This is a genomic window from Lacisediminihabitans profunda (genome assembly GCF_008040105.1).
Classification (GTDB): Bacteria; Actinomycetota; Actinomycetes; order Actinomycetales; family Microbacteriaceae; genus Lacisediminihabitans; species Lacisediminihabitans profunda.
Genome location: NZ_VRMG01000008.1, coordinates 381,559 through 397,201, shown reverse-complemented (window position 1 = coordinate 397,201; position 15,643 = coordinate 381,559). Strand labels below are relative to the sequence as shown.

At 66.8% G+C, this 15,643-nt stretch carries 13 protein-coding genes; 4 read left to right on the top strand and 9 right to left on the bottom strand.

What is annotated here, in order from left to right; genetic code table 11:
* Positions 1-1,098, top strand: a complete 1,098-nt coding sequence (locus tag FVP33_RS12800; RefSeq protein ID WP_147784043.1) for a peptidase C39 family protein — start codon at positions 1-3, stop codon at positions 1,096-1,098.
* 599 nt (positions 1,099-1,697) lie between these two features.
* Here the strand turns inward: FVP33_RS12800 and FVP33_RS12795 are convergent.
* The 3 genes from FVP33_RS12795 to FVP33_RS12785 are packed head-to-tail and all read right to left on the bottom strand — an operon-like array spanning position 1,698 to position 5,402.
* Positions 1,698-3,125: an NAD-dependent succinate-semialdehyde dehydrogenase gene (locus FVP33_RS12795; RefSeq protein WP_147784042.1), complete on the bottom strand. Its 1,428-nt coding sequence runs from the start codon at positions 3,123-3,125 to the stop codon at positions 1,698-1,700.
* A 23-nt stretch (positions 3,126-3,148) separates the two neighbouring features.
* Positions 3,149-4,372, bottom strand: a complete 1,224-nt coding sequence (locus tag FVP33_RS12790) for an iron-containing alcohol dehydrogenase (protein ID WP_187270704.1) — start codon at positions 4,370-4,372, stop codon at positions 3,149-3,151.
* A complete protein-coding gene (locus FVP33_RS12785; protein ID WP_147784040.1) occupies positions 4,365-5,402 on the bottom strand; it encodes an Ldh family oxidoreductase in 1,038 nt (345 codons plus the stop codon). Before FVP33_RS12785 ends, FVP33_RS12790 begins: the two co-directional genes overlap by 8 nt.
* A gap of 54 nt (positions 5,403-5,456) precedes the next feature.
* Between FVP33_RS12785 and FVP33_RS12780 the strand changes: the two genes are divergently transcribed.
* Positions 5,457-6,206 (top strand): IclR family transcriptional regulator, encoded by a 750-nt coding sequence (locus FVP33_RS12780; protein WP_147784039.1) that lies wholly within the window; start codon positions 5,457-5,459, stop codon positions 6,204-6,206.
* Positions 6,207-6,298: 92 nt separating this feature from the next.
* Here FVP33_RS12780 and FVP33_RS12775 read toward each other — a convergent pair whose 3' ends face one another.
* Positions 6,299-7,300 carry a cyclase family protein gene (locus tag FVP33_RS12775; protein WP_147784038.1) on the bottom strand — a complete coding sequence of 334 codons (1,002 nt, stop codon included), beginning with the start codon at positions 7,298-7,300 and terminating at the stop codon, positions 6,299-6,301.
* The gene (locus tag FVP33_RS12770) at positions 7,287-8,078 is read right to left on the bottom strand and encodes an IclR family transcriptional regulator (RefSeq protein ID WP_147784037.1); all 792 of its coding nucleotides are present in this window, start codon (positions 8,076-8,078) and stop codon (positions 7,287-7,289) included. The genes FVP33_RS12775 and FVP33_RS12770 overlap by 14 nt, the downstream gene beginning before the upstream one ends.
* Positions 8,079-8,230: 152 nt before the next feature.
* Here FVP33_RS12770 and FVP33_RS12765 point away from each other — a divergent pair, with 152 nt between their 5' ends.
* Together FVP33_RS12765 and pdxA are read left to right on the top strand one after the other, a co-directional pair.
* Positions 8,231-9,577 (top strand): four-carbon acid sugar kinase family protein, encoded by a 1,347-nt coding sequence (locus FVP33_RS12765; protein WP_147784036.1) that lies wholly within the window; start codon positions 8,231-8,233, stop codon positions 9,575-9,577.
* Positions 9,574-10,611, top strand: a complete 1,038-nt coding sequence (gene pdxA, locus FVP33_RS12760; RefSeq protein WP_147784035.1) for a 4-hydroxythreonine-4-phosphate dehydrogenase PdxA — start codon at positions 9,574-9,576, stop codon at positions 10,609-10,611. The genes FVP33_RS12765 and pdxA overlap by 4 nt, the downstream gene beginning before the upstream one ends.
* A gap of 71 nt (positions 10,612-10,682) precedes the next feature.
* Here pdxA and FVP33_RS12755 read toward each other — a convergent pair whose 3' ends face one another.
* The 4 genes from FVP33_RS12755 to FVP33_RS12740 all read right to left on the bottom strand — a co-directional run bounded on the left by FVP33_RS12755 (position 10,683) and on the right by FVP33_RS12740 (position 15,643).
* Positions 10,683-11,792: an extracellular solute-binding protein gene (locus FVP33_RS12755; RefSeq protein WP_187270703.1), complete on the bottom strand. Its 1,110-nt coding sequence runs from the start codon at positions 11,790-11,792 to the stop codon at positions 10,683-10,685.
* A 209-nt stretch (positions 11,793-12,001) separates the two neighbouring features.
* Positions 12,002-13,393: an MFS transporter gene (locus FVP33_RS12750; protein ID WP_187270702.1), complete on the bottom strand. Its 1,392-nt coding sequence runs from the start codon at positions 13,391-13,393 to the stop codon at positions 12,002-12,004.
* Positions 13,374-14,399, bottom strand: a complete 1,026-nt coding sequence (locus tag FVP33_RS12745) for a cyclase family protein (RefSeq protein ID WP_147784032.1) — start codon at positions 14,397-14,399, stop codon at positions 13,374-13,376. Before FVP33_RS12745 ends, FVP33_RS12750 begins: the two co-directional genes overlap by 20 nt.
* A 359-nt stretch (positions 14,400-14,758) precedes the next feature.
* Positions 14,759-15,643, bottom strand: a complete 885-nt coding sequence (locus FVP33_RS12740; RefSeq protein ID WP_147784031.1) for an ABC transporter permease — start codon at positions 15,641-15,643, stop codon at positions 14,759-14,761.

Sequence of the window (15,643 nt, the reverse complement as noted above, 5' to 3'; positions counted from 1 at the left end):
ATGCCAGCTGTCGTTATCGAGACGCTTGAAGTCCGGGATGCCCTGCCAGCCGACGTTGTCGCCCTGCTTTCCGCAGACCAGCGCAAAGCCTGGGAACTCCCGCGCGGTTACCACCGCCCGCGACTCTGGCTCGCCCGGGATGCTGGCGGCCTGCGCGCGGCGGCCCTCACCTCCGGACGGCCGCACACCGCCTACCGCAAGGTGGTGGACATCGCCTCGGATGGCAGCGGGAAAGGAGTGTCCGAGATACTGGGTGCGATCATCCGCGACGCGCACGATTCGTCGTTCGCCGGGGTGAAGGTAGAGATCCACCCGTGGTCGCGGTGGATCGCGACCTCCGCGGTGCTTGCGGACCTCGGCTTCACTCCGCTGGCGGACCCACTGTCTTCCTCCGCCGGAACGCGCGGCGGTGTCGGCGGCTGGGTGCGCTGGGACACCCCGTGGATGCACCCCCAGCTGGCGTACTACGGGCAGACCACCGACTTCACCTGTGGTGCCATCGCGGCCCTGGCCGCACTGGAGCGTGCGGGTATCGCCACGTTGAGCTCGGCACCCGACGATGAGCGCCGCGCTGTCGAGTTGTCGCTGTGGCGTCAGGCCACAAACTTTCCGGCGTGCGAGCCGTTGGGTCTCGTGGTCGCGACGACCGAACGACTGCGCGCGGGCGGCCGCGCTGTGCTGCCCGAGGTCCATTTGAGCACGGACGAACCGATCCTCGTGGATCTCGTGGCGCCAGAGCTGGCAGGGCTTCGCGCGCAGTTGCAGCGGGAATCACTCGACCGCGCCCGGCAGTTGGGCATCCCGGTGCATCGCGACTGGATGACTGTCGACGACCTGCGCACGCAGCTTGCTGCGGGCAACGGACTGCTCCTGCTCATCGATGACGCCTACATGAATGACGATCCGACGCCGCACTGGGTTTTCGCGCACGCCTTCAACGGGCGACACGTGCTCGTGCAGGACCCGTGGATCGATTCGGAGACTGGCGAGACCTGGGTTGATGCGCACGAACTGCCACTCTCGCTGGAGGATGTCGACACCATGACACGGTACGGCACCCGCGAATACCGGGGCGTCATCGTCGTCCCGGGCAGCTGAACCTACGCGCCAAGTTGCCCGCCGTGCCCGGCCGGTCCCGATCCAACGAACGGGTTCGCGTCGTTTGATCGTCCGGTAGCGTGCGACGCCGCCTGAATAGATTGCGGTCCTGGGTGCGGCCGAGTTCAATCCGCAGTGGCTTTCGACCAAGCGAACTCTTAGCCTCGATCCACCGAACCGTGTGGGGCGGGTGCCGGCTCTTCACGTGATCCGATTTTCTTGCCGCGGGCAGCTCTGATCGGGCCTCGCTGTCCGCGTGCTCCGCTGGATGTTTTGGTCGCGCCGGTTCGGCTGGGCGGTTAGGTGCTGACGCGGGCCGCCGGGCCGCAGGCCTGGCTGAACAGACAGGCCGGCCAGTACATCCAAAGGAGCCGTCATGCGCGACCGTGCAGAGCTTGCCCGATACGCGGTCCAGGACAAGCTCCAACTGGGTCTGGACGTCGTCGAAGTGCTGGCAAGCGATGGTGGCGCGCCGCAGCATGTCAACATCCTGCTCGAGCCACATCCTGGGGCGTTGGCAGAGAACAACTCTTTGCCAATCAGTATTTACTCGATTGCCTATCGGGCGTCCGCTGCGCGTAGACCGGGTGAGCTTCGACCTAGATGTCGATGCCGATGTACTTGGCCTCGAGGAACTCGAGGATGCCCTCGAAGCTGCCCTCGCGGCCCAGTCCGCTCTGCTTCATGCCGCCGAACGGGGCGGCCGGGTCGCTGAGCACCGCACGGTTCACGCCGACCATGCCGGCATCCAGCCGCAGCGCAGTGGACATCGCCGCGCCATGCTCGCCGTAGACGTAGGCGATGAGTCCGTAGATTGAGTCGTTGGCCATCCGGACGGCCTCATCGATATCGTCGTACTTCACGACGGCGGCGACCGGCCCGAAGATCTCGGTCGTGTTGATGGTGTCGCCGTGCTTCACGCCGGAGAGCACCGTCGCCTCGTAGAACGCGCCCACGTCGAGCGGCTTGCCGCCGAACTCGACCGTGGAGCCCTCGCTGACGGCCGTCGACACCAGTGCGGCAACCTTGTCGCGCTCGCCGATGGAGACCAGCGCGCCGAGGGTGTTCTCGCGGTCCAAGCCGGAGCCGACGCGGAACTCGCCCATGGCGCGAGTGAGCGCGGAGACGAACTCGTCGTGCACGGAGCCGTGCACGTAGAACCGGTTTGCGGCGGTGCACGCGGAACCGCCGTTGCGCATCTTCGCGACGATGGCTCCCTCGACCGCCTTCTCGACATCCGCACCCGGCAGCACGAGGAACGGCGCATTGCCGCCGAGCTCCATCGAACTGCTGATGACGTGGTCGGCTGCCTCATGCAGCAGAGTGCGACCGACCTCGGTCGAGCCGGTGAACGAGAGTTTGCGCATCGCTGGATGCTTCAGCATCGCCTCGACGGCCGGCCCGGTCGGTTGCGGCGTGACCAGGTTCACCACACCCTTCGGTACGCCGGCGCGCTGCAGCGCGTCGACGATGTACGCCGCGGTGAGCGGCGTCTCGCGCGCGGGCTTCAGCACCACCGTGCAGCCGGCGGCGAGCGCCGGGGCGATCTTGCGGGTTGCCATCGCGGCCGGAAAGTTCCACGGAGTGATCAGCAGCGAGACACCGATCGGCTGGTGGGTCACGACGATGTGCTTGTCACCGGCGGGGGAGAGCCGGAAGTCACCCGGAACGCGCACCGCCTCCTCCGCGAACCAGCGGAAGAAGTCCGTCGCATAGGTCGCTTCGCCGATCGCGTCGCTCCACGCTTTGCCGTTCTCGCGCACGATCACCTCGGCGAGCTGTTCGCGCTCGGCGGTGAGGATGTCGAACGCTCTGCGCAGGATCTCCGAGCGGGAGCGGGGCGAACTCGCCGACCAGGCGGGCAGGGCCGCGGCGGCGGCATCCACCGCGCGTTCGCAGTCGTCGAGGGTGGCGACCGCGAACTGGGCGATCGGCTCGCCAATGGCGGGGTCGATCACGGCAAAGCGATCGTCGGTCGAACCGGCGACCCACTGGCCATCGATGAAAAGGTCGGAAATAAGCGGCATCGGATGATTCCTTTCGGGTGGAGCTAGCGCGACAGCCGCGACCGGTCGCCGGTCAGAGCTGCCTCGAGGATGGTCATGAAGAGGTCGTGCGTGGGTTCGAGGGTCGAGTTGTTTGCGAGTCGCTTCACCGTCAGGGAGAGCTCCGCGATTCTCGGCAGCTGACCGGCGGTTATGCCGATCTCGGCCAGAGTATTCGGGATGCCGATGTCCTTCGACAGAGAGCGGACATCGTCGATGGCCTGCATCGCGAGCGCCTCGTCCGAGCCGCCGCGGTGACCGCAGGCCACGGCGATCGCGGCGAGCTCCGGCATCGTCTCCGCGAACGCCGCCTCCATTACATAGGGCAGCAGCAGGCCGGTGCCGAGACCGTGCGGGGTCTTCGACAGGGCGCCGATCGGGTACTGCAGGGCATGGCTCAAATGCGTGCCCGCACCTCCGAACGCCATGCCCGCCAGCAGGCTGCCGTACGACATGGCTTCGCGCGCTGGGAGGTCGAGCGGCGACGACACCGCCGTGCGCAGACTGCCCAATATGGTCGATGCCGCCTCGAGGGCGAGCAGGGAGCTGAGCCGGTTGCGGCCGACGAACACCGGCAGGGTGTCGCCCCACGCCGCCGACCACGGGGCAGCCGTGAAGGACTCGATCGCGTGCACGAGTGCGTCGATGCCGGCGTAGGCGGTGACCGTGCCCGGGGCGCCGAGCGACAGCCGCGGATCGACGATCGCCGCCCGCGGAACCAGATAGGGGCTCGAGACCCCCACCTTCAGCTCTCGCTCGGAGTCGGAGACGACCGCAACCGGAGTGGCCTCGGAACCGGTGCCTGCGGTGGTGGGCACGGCGACGAGGGGAGCGACATCGGCCCCGACTTTGTTCTCGCCGTAGTAGAGCGACAGCGGCGAGGGCTGGCGCGCCAGCAGGGCCACCAACTTGGCCAGGTCGATGGCGCTGCCGCCGCCGTAGCCGACCACGACATCCGGGGCGAAGGCGCGCGCCATCTCACCGGCTGCCTCGACCGCGGGAACGGGAAGCTCCGCGACTACCTCGCTGCAGATGGCCACCTCGACGCCAGCCGCGGAGAGAGACTCCATCGCCTCGCCGAACAGCGCGGTACCGCGGATGAACGGGTCGACGACCACGAAAGCCCGCCTCCCGAGGGCGGAGACCGTGCCGGCCAGCCCGTCGAGGCTGTTCAGGCCGAACGCGATCTGGGCCGGCAGGCGAAGCAGCCCGTTGGCGGTGTCAGTCATGGTGAACTCCTTCGGTGAGTGAGGTGAGCTGGTCCCAGAGGGCGGGATCGAGGGTGATTCCGTGGGTGAGACGATGGGCGCGCTCGACGCGCGAGCGGTCGCCGGGCACCCGGACATCCCCCGAGTCGCGCACCTCCTCGAGGTAGCGGCTGAGCACCGGCAGCATGGCAGAGACGCCGATGCGCTCGACATCGATGCAGATGAACACGTCGCCCTTCGTCACAGCACGCTCGGCGTCGAGGGTGCCGTGCACGTCGCGGCCGAGCGCGGTCGCGCTGAGCACCCCGACCATCGCCTCCAGGGTCAGGCCGAGCGCGAAGCCTTTTGCACCACCGAACGGGGAGATCGCCCCGGAGGTCGCCGCGGTCGCATCCGTGGTGGACTCGCCATGCTCGTCGACTGCCCAGCCGGCCGGAATCGGGATGCCGCGGGCCGAATGCTCGATCACCTTGCCCATCGAGACGGCGCTCGTCGACATGTCGAGCACGATCGGGTCGGTCGCGGAGGGCACGGCGATCGCGATCGGGTTCGTTCCGACGAGCGCCCGCGAGCCGCCCCAGGGGTGCACGAGCGCTTCGCTCGTCGTGAGGGCGATCGCAATCCACCCGCCCAGCGCCAGCTCCTCGACGTAGGGCGAGAGCATTCCGATGTGATTGGCGGCAGAGACCGTGGCGAGGGTGATGCCGGTGCTGGCCGCCCGGGCGGCGACGAGCTCGACGGTGCGCCACGCCACGGCAGGACCGAACCCGTTGCGGCCATCCACGCGCAGCACCGAATCGGTGACCCAGCTGAATTCCGGCTCGACGCCCGGCACGATGAAGCCGGCGCGCAGCCGCTCGACGATGATCGGGAGCCGGCGAACGCCGTGCGAGGGATGACCGCGCAACTCCGCCTCTATGAGGTGGGTCGCCTGCGTCTGGGCGCCGGCGGCATCCGCCCCGTTCGCGCGCAGAACGGCACGCACGGTGTCGGTGAGCGTGTGCGCATCGACGGTGACGAACTCGTCTTCGATTAAGCTGGGTAGTGACATCGCCGATCTCCCTGTTGACGTTGTCGATGCTCGCAGGCGAGGAGGCGGACCACCATGACGCGTCCCACTGTGCGGGACAGCAGTTCGCTGGCCAAGGGTCTGTCACTGCTCGACATGTTCCGTGACGGCGACGACGCTCTCACCATGCGCGAGCTCGCCCGGCGATCGGGGCTTCCGACCTCCACGACGCATCGGCTCGTCATTGACCTCACCGACAGCGGGCTGCTCACGCGCGGCGGGGCCGGCTACCAGCTTGGGGTGAAACTCTTCGAGCTGGGCTCGCTCGTGCCTCGCGAGCGCAAGCTGCGGGACATCGCTCTCCCGTTCGCGCACAACCTCAACGAGGTCACCCAGCTGACAGCCAACGTCGCCGTGCGTGACGGCACGGAGATCGTCTATATCGAGAAGGTGACGACCCGATCGCTCACCGTTCCGCACTCGCGTGCCGGCGGGCGGCTTCCCCTCTACTGCACCGGTCTCGGCAAGGCCATCCTCGCCTTCAGCGATTCCGTCGTCATCGAGGCGGTGCTCTCGGCCGAGCTCCTTCCCCTCGCCCCGCGCACGATAGTCAGCCCCGTGGCGCTGCGGCGGCAGCTGGAGAAGATCCGCGAAGAGAAAGTCGCCTACGACCTCGAGGAATCGCAACCCGCGCTGTTCTGCGTGGCATCCCCGATCTTCGATCGAGCGCACCACGTCGTCGCTGCGATCAGCGTGACCGGGGCAACGGATGCGCGCGAGGCGCGACACCTCGCCCCGACGGTGCGCGCGACGGCGATGGCGCTATCACGCGAGCTCTCGGTCTGACCTCCCGCTCGCCGGATCCGCGTCAACCCACTGCTCCTTCCGAATGACCGGCTGATGTGTGCCGGGGTGGGGGCGGGGTGCGGCTGGGCGGGCTACTTGATTGCGATCGCGTTGGGCGGGGAACCCGCGCCACCCACGAGGTTGAGCGGCTTCACCGTGAGCAGGAACTCGTATACGCCGTCAGTCGCGCAGTCTGTAGAGAGCTCGTCGAGCTTCCAGTATTCACCGACCGCCATGCCGAGCTGCGCGATGAGTGGGCGGTGCAGCATCCCGTTGTGGTTGAAGCCGCGGTGTGGCGGCGGTTGGTCCGGCAGCACGAAGTCGGAGTCGACCACCGGATCCGACTCCACTCCGGGGTTGTCGGCGGCGACCATCGCAATCCGGTTGTTCCACAGCCAGCACAGCATCTCGCGTTTCTGGGCCAGCCCGGGGGATGCGTTGCGGCGGTTGAACTCGGCCCGCGCATCCTCGTCGAGCGAGAGGTAGTGTTCCGCCCACCCGGTGCGGAGGATGAGGATGTCACCCGGCTTCACCGAAACACCCTCCCAGGCGGCGATTGCTTCGAGATCAGCCACGGAGAGGGATACCGAGGCCTCGACATCGAGCGGGCGCCCGAGCTCAGCGGCCCAGCGGGCGGCGTCGAGCAGGATACCGCGGCCGACGATGCCCGACTCGCCCCAGTTGTGGATGCCGAGCAGCTCTGGGTGGGCATCGTTCTGTTCCGGACTCAAGCCGAGATAGAAGCCAGTCTCGGGGTGACCGATGTGGCGCAGCGCGTCGATTTGGGAGGTGGACTGCAGATAGAAGGAGTCGAGGTAGTCGTCCCGATGCAGCGGATTGTTCTGGAAGACATGGTGCTGCGCTGCACCGCGCAGTCCGGAGGGGAACGGGTCGAAGCGGTTAATCCTGTAGTCGAGACCGATGGGCACCCCACGCTTCACGAGCGCGGCCGCGGCCGCGACCTCCCGTGGGGTGATGAAGTTCACGGTGCCCCGGCCGCTCGTCGCGCCGAAGGCGGCCCAGCTGGTGCCGGGCGGGGTGGCATCATCCAGTTCGTCGAAGGTGGGCCAGGTGGTGCCATCAGCGGGTTGCATACCGTCCTTTGGTCATCCGTCGTTCGGTGCCGCCGACCTCGTCGCTGAGGGCGGCGGCGGTGGCCATGAGTTCGTTCATGGCGAGGGATCCCGGGCTGAAGTCCGACATCCGGTCCGTGCCCAGCAGCGCCACGGTGGCGCAGATGCCGTATTCGTCGAAGACCGGCGCTGCGGCACCCACCAGTCCGTCGATCTCGTCGACGATGCAGATGCCGGTGCGCCGGATCTCTTCGAACGTCTGCTCCAGAGCAGCGCGCTCGCCGGCAGCGAGTTGGCCGATGATGCGCTCGACCGCGAACCTGTCGGGATGCCAGGCCAGGAACACTTTCATCTGTGCGGCGCTGAGATCGAGCTGAACTCCGACTCGCACCGTCACGAGTACTTTCCGATCGCTGTTCTCCTCGACCCGGGTGACGACCGGACCCTGCGCTCCCCAGAGGCTGAGCAGTGCGGTAGTGTGCGCTCGATCGCTCAGACGTGCGAGATGCGGCGGCGCGAGCTCGACGATGCGTCGCCGTCCCAGGGCGAGGATGCCGAGTTGCAGCATGAGGCCGCCGAGCACGAAGGAACCGCGGCGCCCACCGCGCTCAAGGAATCCGGCGGTGACCAGCGAGGTGCAGTAGCGGTATGCCGTGGTGCGGTTGAGCCCCAGCAGATCGGCGACTTCACCCGCCGTGAGTTCGGTCACCGCCGGGGAGAACAGGGAGAAGATCTGCCCGACCCGTGCGACCGCCTGGATGTCGCCGGATGCCGCCTCGTCCACACTCTCGCCGGTCATGTCCCGCACGCTTTCTGTTCGCTCTATGAACTCATCGTTCGCGCTAGAAGAGCCTTCTTCCCAAAAAATACCAGAAAGGATGCGATAAAGTTCAAATGAAGTAGCCCACACTTCACATTTCGAACATACTGGGTCGCGATCAGGGAGGATCGATGGTCAGCCACCACCCTCCTCGGCTTATCGCAGACGACGTGCTCGTCATCGCAGACGACCTCGCCGGAGCGGCCGAAGCCGCCGCCGCGCTCGCGGTCGGCGTGCCGTCGCGCCTCCAGTTCGTGCCGCGCGTCGGCACGCCGCCGATCGCGGCGCCGCAGGAAGCCGCGCGCCCGGACCTCGTGCCCCCGGCATCCGCACGCCCCGAGACCGAGCCTCCTGAGCCCGGTGTCCATGGCGCAGTGCCCCCGGGCACCGTGCTCGTCGTCGACACCGATTCGCGTTACCTGCCCGGCAGCGCCGCTCGATCCGTTGTGCGTGCCGCACTGGCCACGCGACCGCACGCGCGCCTGATCATGAAAAAGGTCGACTCGCTGCTGCGCGGACGCATCGCCGATGAACTGGCCGAATTGCGCGCCACTGGCCTGCCGATCGTGGCGGCCTTCGCGCTCCCGGCGATGCGTCGCACCGTCGTCGGTGGTGTCGTGCACCTCGACGGCATCCCGCTGCACCGCACGGATGCCTGGGGCGCCGAGCACTCCGAGCCGCCAGAGAGCATTCCGGTCGCGCTCCACGGCATCCCCACGGTGGTGCTGCCGCTCCCCACCGTGCGCGGCCCCGCCCTCGGCGCGCAGCTGCGTGCCGTGCTCGACGATGGCGCCGTCCCGCTGTGCGACGCCGAGACTCAGGACGACCTGCGCCGCATCGCCGACGCGGCGATCGCCCTCAGCGCACCGTCCCGTGCGATCGGCCTCGTGGGCACCGGTGACTTGGCCCGCGCGGTCGGACAGCGCATCACCGGCGCGCAGGTGCGGCCACACCGCCGTGACGGCCAGCGCTCGCCGGTGCTCGTGGTCGCGGGCACCCTCGCTTCCGGCATCACCGACCAGATCGCTGCGCTGCACGACGCCGGCGCTGTTGCTCTGGCAGTGCGGGCACCCGACCTTGCTGGAGCGGACACGCTGGCCGCCCTCGGAGGCCGCGTTGCGGCCGCGCTGGCCGCCGCTGAGCTCGTCGTCGTGCACCTCGACCGCGCATCCGACTGGCACCGCGATGCGGTGGCGGCGCTCGCCGCGGCGCTGGTCGCCGGGACCGATCTGAGCCGCGTCGACCTGGTGCTCACCGGCGGGGAGACCGCGCGACGCGTGCTTGACGCACTCGGCGTGGTGAGCCTCGACCCCCACGGCGAACTCGCCCACGGCGTCGTGCTCAGCCATCGGGCGGCCGATGCGCGCGTCGTCACCCGACCGGGCAGCTTCGGCGACGCACACAGCCTCGTCGACATCGTGGCCTACCTGCGGCCCGATCTTATCGAGCGACCCCCGAACGAAAGGATCACGGCATGACCGAGAACGAGAGACTGCCGGTAATAGCGGTGACCATGGGCGACGGCGCGGGGGTGGGACCCGAGATCTGCGTCGCCGCCGTGGTCGACCCCGGCATCCTCGCGATCTGCCGCCCGGTGATCATCGGCGATGCCGCTCGGCTTCGACTCGCCGCGGACATCTTGGGACTGGATGTCGCGATCGAGGAGCTCGACGACATCCGGCAGCTCGACGACGCCGGGCAGCTCGACTCGCCCGGGCGATCGGTGCCGGCGTCGCGTCGCATCCAGGTCATCGATCTCGGTCTGCTCCCGGCCGACCTGCCGTGGGGGCGACTGTCCGCTGTCGCGGGGGATGCCGCATTCCACTATGTGCGCGTCGCCTGCGAGGCCGCGATGGCTGGGGTCGTGCAGGGCATCTGCACTGCACCTCTCAACAAGGAGGCGCTGCACGCCGGCGGACACGACTACCCGGGGCACACCGAGCTGCTCGCTGCCCTCATGGGGGTGGCTGAGGTCTCGATGATGCTCTCGACGCCCCGACTGCGCGTCATCCATGTGACCACTCACATCGGTCTCATCGACGCCATCGCGAGGATCGAACCCGGGCTCGTGGAGCGCACGATCCGTCGGGGCGACGAAGCGCTGCGGCGTGCGGGCATCGCCCGCCCGCACATTGGAGTCTGTGCGATCAACCCGCACGCGGGGGAGAACGGTCTCTTCGGATATGGCGAGGAGGAGGAGAAGATCGCCCCGGGCATCCGGGCGGTCGTCGCGGATGGCATCGATGCGGTCGGTCCGTTGCCAGCGGATACGGCCTTCTTCCTGGCCGGACGCGGCGACTACGACCTCATCGTCGCCATGTACCACGACCAGGGCCACGGCCCGATCAAGGTGCTCGGCATCGAGTCCGGGGTGAACATCACGGTCGGGCTGCCAGTCATCCGCACGTCCGTCGACCACGGCACCGCCTTCGACATCGCAGGCACGGGCACGGTGGACACCCGCAGCATGGTCGAGGCCCTCCGCCAGGCAGTCGCCCTGGCCCAGGTCTAGGCTCGCCCCCGCTGCGCACGCAAGAGCGCCCCGGGCGATGCCCGGGGCGCTCCGTCAGCGGATGCGGCGGCTCAGCCGTTCAGCCATTGGTTGATGAGCAGGGTGTCGGCGTTGTTGTACTTGGCGATGGATTCCACGTTTTGTGCCACCGTCTTGCCGGTGTTCGACTTGCCGAACACGTTGACCAGCGCGGCATTCGCGCTGAGGTTCGGCTTGCTCTTGAGGTTGATCGGCGAGACGCCGTCCTTCTCTGCGATCGCTGCAGACGGCCCTGGTTGCACGGATGCCTGGATGAAGTCTTCGGCGGATGCGAGCTTGGTGTCGCCCTTTGGCACGGCGAAAGCGTTGAGAGCCGTCACCGTGGTGTCCCAGATCGGCTTGATCTGCACGCCGGCGTTGAGTTCGACGAGCACGCGGGAGGCCACCATGATGAACATCGAGACCTGATCGTTCGCGACATCCTGCTGCAGCACACCCACGTTGGGGGCGAAGATCGTGTCGCTCTTGATGGTGTCCCACTTCTTGAGCGCCCGCGGCACGTCGAGCGGGTACAGCTTGTCGGCTTTCACGCCGTCGGCGAGAAGCGGGTATTCGATCATGCCGTCCTGCAGGTCGGACACGACCCCGCGCTTTCCCGGGAATTTCTTCGTGTTGAAGAAGTCGGCGATGGTCTTGGGCGCCTTCGACGGATCGGGGAAGTCCTTCACGTTGTACGCCACCATCGGTGAGTTAGTGAAGTTGCCGACGTAGCATTCGCCGATGGTGCCCGCGGGGAAGTCCTTCGGGTCGAGTTTCGGCACCGAGAGCTTCTCGAAGAGCGTTCCGCAGTTCTGGGTTGCGGCGTATGGGGCGACGTTGACGACATCCCATTGGATGTTTCCCGCCTGCACCTGGGCCTGCACGCCAGCGACACTCGCCGGCGACGTGTTCTGGAACGTCACGTTCGGGTGCGCCGCGGTGTACGGCGTCTGCCAGGCGTCGATCTGGCCCTGTTGGCCGGCGCCGCCGTAGCCGACGAAGGTGAGCGACACGGGGCCGGTCGGCAGGGCCACCTTCGTGGAGGTCGCGTGGGGTGAGCTGCTCGGCGATGCGCCGCTCGAACTGCAGGCGGTGAGCAGCGCACCCACGGCGACGATGCTCGTCGCGATGAGAACTCCTCTAAGTCTTGACGTCTTTGTCACTCTCGATCCTTCCTCGCCGGCTGTGCCGGCTTGCGCGGCTGCGCGAATACGCAGCCGATGCTGGTCATTATGTGAACGCGTGGTGCGGGACAGGCCATGATTTGCGAGAGGATCCGACACTGGATCGCCGAGCGCATCGCGACTTTGTTCATTATGCGGCATTAGGGATCGTTATGCGAACATTTTTTGCCGAAAGTTTTCTGTGGGAATCACCAACTGCCGCGATGCTCCGGAACGCGCAGGATGAGCGGCATCGACAGCACGAGAATCGCGGCGAAAGCGAGGAATATGTCGCCGAGGGCCGCTCCGGGGGACGAGCCGCGCGCGGCGATAGCGGTGGCCACGGAGACGGCCGCGATGCCTCCCGCCTGGCGGAACATGCCGCGCAGGCCGCTGACCGCCGCGACATCGAGCGGGCGCAGGTGAAGCGAGGCATTGTTGGATGCGGGGAGTGAGAGGCCCATGCCCAGCCCGGTGACGCAGGCGCCGATGGCCAGCCAGCCGTATACCGGCACATGTGGGGGAACGAGGGCGATCAGACCGAGGCCGAGCGCGATCGCCCCGAAGCCGATGAACATCGGGATGCGGTAGCCGGTGCGCCGGAGCATGAAGGTGGCGATGGCGGCGATGAGGATCATGCCTGTCGCTCGAGCGGTGAGGAGGGTACCCGCGCCGAGCACGGGGATGCCGAAGCGCTCCTGTGCGTAGAGGGGCAGCAGCGCCGACAGCCCGAGCATTGCGGCGCCGAACAGGAAGTTGAGGGCGTTCATCGAGCCGAAACCACCCCCGAGCAACAGTTCGGCCGGGATGAACGCCGAGGGCGCGCGTCGGCTGTGTCGCACGAAGAACGCCAGCGCCAGCACGGCTACGAGCTCGGGCACGAGAAAGAACGGGCTGAGCAGGTTCGAACCCGCGGCGCCGAGGTAGGTGATTCCGAGCATGCCGCCGATGATCGCCGCACCCAAGGCGATGATGCCGATGAGGTCGAAGCGCTGCCGTTCGCCAGGTACGTTCTTGGGAAAGAAGATCACTCCGAGGACGATGAGTACGACTCCGATCGGCACATTCACGAGAAAGATCCATCGCCATGACGTGAAGGTGACGATGATGCCGCCAAGCGCCGGCCCGATCACACCGCCTATCGGGAAGATGCTGGAGAACATCCCGATGGCTCGATCCCTCCCCGCGCCGTAATGGTCGGAGACGAGGCCCGTCGCTGCCGGGATGAACGCTCCACCGCCGATCGCCTGCACGGCGCGCATGGCGACGATCATGTAGATGTTCACCGAGAGGCCGCACAGCAGTGAGGCGACCGTGAAGATCACCGCGGCAAGGAGAAAAATCCGTCGTCTGCCGTACATATCGCTGATCTTTCCCGCGATGGGCATGATCAGAACCTGTCCGAGCGCGTAGACCGTGATGACCCACCCACCCCATTGCACTCCGGTGTGAAGCTCTCGCTGGATGGGGGACAGCGCGGTGGCGACGATCATCTGATCGACGGAGGCCATGAGCAGAGCGATCGAGACGATGAAGAAGATGAGGTGGCGGCGCGGATGTCGAGCCTCGACCTCCGTTTCGTTACTTGATGGCCATAGCATTGGCCGGTGACCCGACTCCCCCCACCAGGTTGAGTGGTTTCGCGGTGAAGAAGAACTCGTAGACGCCGTCGGTGGCGCAGTCACGAGCGAGTTCATCGAGCGCGAACATCTCGCCCATAGCCAGCCCGAGCAGGGGCAGCAATGGCCGGTGAAGCCCGCCATTGTGGTCGACGCCCTTTTCGGGCTTGGCCTGTCCTCGTTGAGTCACGTCATTGTCTGGCGTGTACGGGAATGCTTCGATTCCCAGATTGTCCGCGGCGACCAGGGAGAAGTGGTGGTCCCAGATCCAGGCGACGATCGCCCGGGTCGAGGCCAGCCCCGGCACCTTCATGCCGGATTTGAAGACGCGCCGCGCATCCTCGTTCATGTGTGAGCGGCAGTATTCGGCCCATCCGGTGCGGAACAGCAGGATGTCGCCCGTCTCGAAGTGCACTCCTTGCGCTTCGGCCGTGGCGTCGAGGTCTTCCGGTGTGATCTCGGTCACCGTCGACTGGTCGATCGGTCGCCCGACCGACGCGAGATACTTCTCGACGTCGAGCAGCACGCCTCGGCCGACTATTCCGGTCTCTGCCCAGCGCTGGATGCCGAGCGTGGGGCCATCGGTCTGGATCGATTCGCGGGTGCGACCGCCGTACCACCCTTCGCCGGGGTAGCCGATGTGGCGCAGCGCGTCGATCTGAGTTGTGCCTTGAAGGTAGAACGAGTCCAGCCAGTCGTCGAAATGCCACGGGTTGTTGGAGAACAGGTGATGCTGGTTCGGGGGGCGGGTGCCGGAGGGGAACGGATCGAACTCGCTCAGGGTGTAGTCCAGATTGATTGTGCGCCCCGAGCGGATCAACCCCGCGGCTCGTTTCCTAGTCTCAGGGGTGAGGAAATTGATGGTGCCGAGTTCGTCCTCTCGCCCGAAGTAATCCCAGGCGGACCCGGGCGGGTTGGCCGTCGCCAGGTCTTCGTACGACGGCAGTTGTTTGCCGTTCCAGAGTTCTTCGGGTTGTTCCAGTACCACAAGCGCCTCCTCGTCGAGGGCGGCGGCTTCCGGTCACTGTTCATTCAGTAATCTGATGATTCGAATGGTGAACAGATTGTGACCCGAGCCGCACGTCATGTCATGAACCAAATGGTTCTGATTGCGAGCATACACGAGCGCAAATTGCTGGCAATAAGGGCAATTAGGATGCCATGCATGCCGGTCGGACGCCCTGATCCTCAGCGCAGGCGTTCATATTACAAACGCACTCATCAAATTACGAACGCAAACGTCGAAATGCGAGCCTTCCAATTGGCCTCCGTCCATCGGCAGGTGGCCGGCAATCGGAGGGCGCGAGCGAGCGCAGGTGGGCGTGTGAGCGCGCCGCGAGCAGCCCGTCAGGGGGCCGTGGCGGCCGCAGGGGACTTGAGCGCCGGCTTCTTCTTCCGGCGGAACACCTGCGGTGCCAAGAACGCCAAGGTCACGACGACGACGATGAGGCTCGACGCCGCGGAGATGGTCGGGTCGATCTCCGACGTGACGCTGTTGTACATCTGCACGGGGAGGGTCTGGAACGTCGGCGAGTGGATGAAAACCGCGATGACCACCTCATCGAACGAGGTGATGAACGCGAAGATCGCCCCCGTGAGGATGCCTCTGCTGATGAGCGGGGCGGTCACGCGAAGGAACGTCCTCGACGGCGGTGCCCCCAGAGACGTCGACGCGCGCAACAGCACCGGATCCAGGCTGCCGAGAGCCGCCGTCACATTGACCAGTACGAACGGCAGGGAGATTGCCGTGTGTGCGAGCACGAACCCGATGAGCGTGCCCGTCAGGTGCCACTGCAGGAACGTGATGTAGACCGCCGTGGCCACCACGATCGCTGGGGTGACCAGCGGGATCATGAGCAGAGTCCTGATCGCGTTAGCCGCCCGACCGTGCAACCGGTTCAACCCGAGCGCGGCAGCCGTACCGCACAACGTGGCCACCACCGCGGTGAGCGCAGCGACGAGCACCGAATTGCCGAGGGACTGGAGCCACGCCGGATTGGTGAAGAAGTTCGAGTACAGGTGCCAGGTGAAGCCGACAGGGGGGAACTGGAAAGTCGTCGACTCGCTGAAACTCATCGGAATGACGATCAGGGTGGGCAGCACAAGGAACAAGGCGACGATGATGCCAATGATCGTCAACCACGCGGGAACCGCATCCACCGGCCGCTGCGCCCGACGTGGACCGCGCACGGCGGGAACGGCCCGCGTTTCGATGTTCTCGAGACTGGTCAT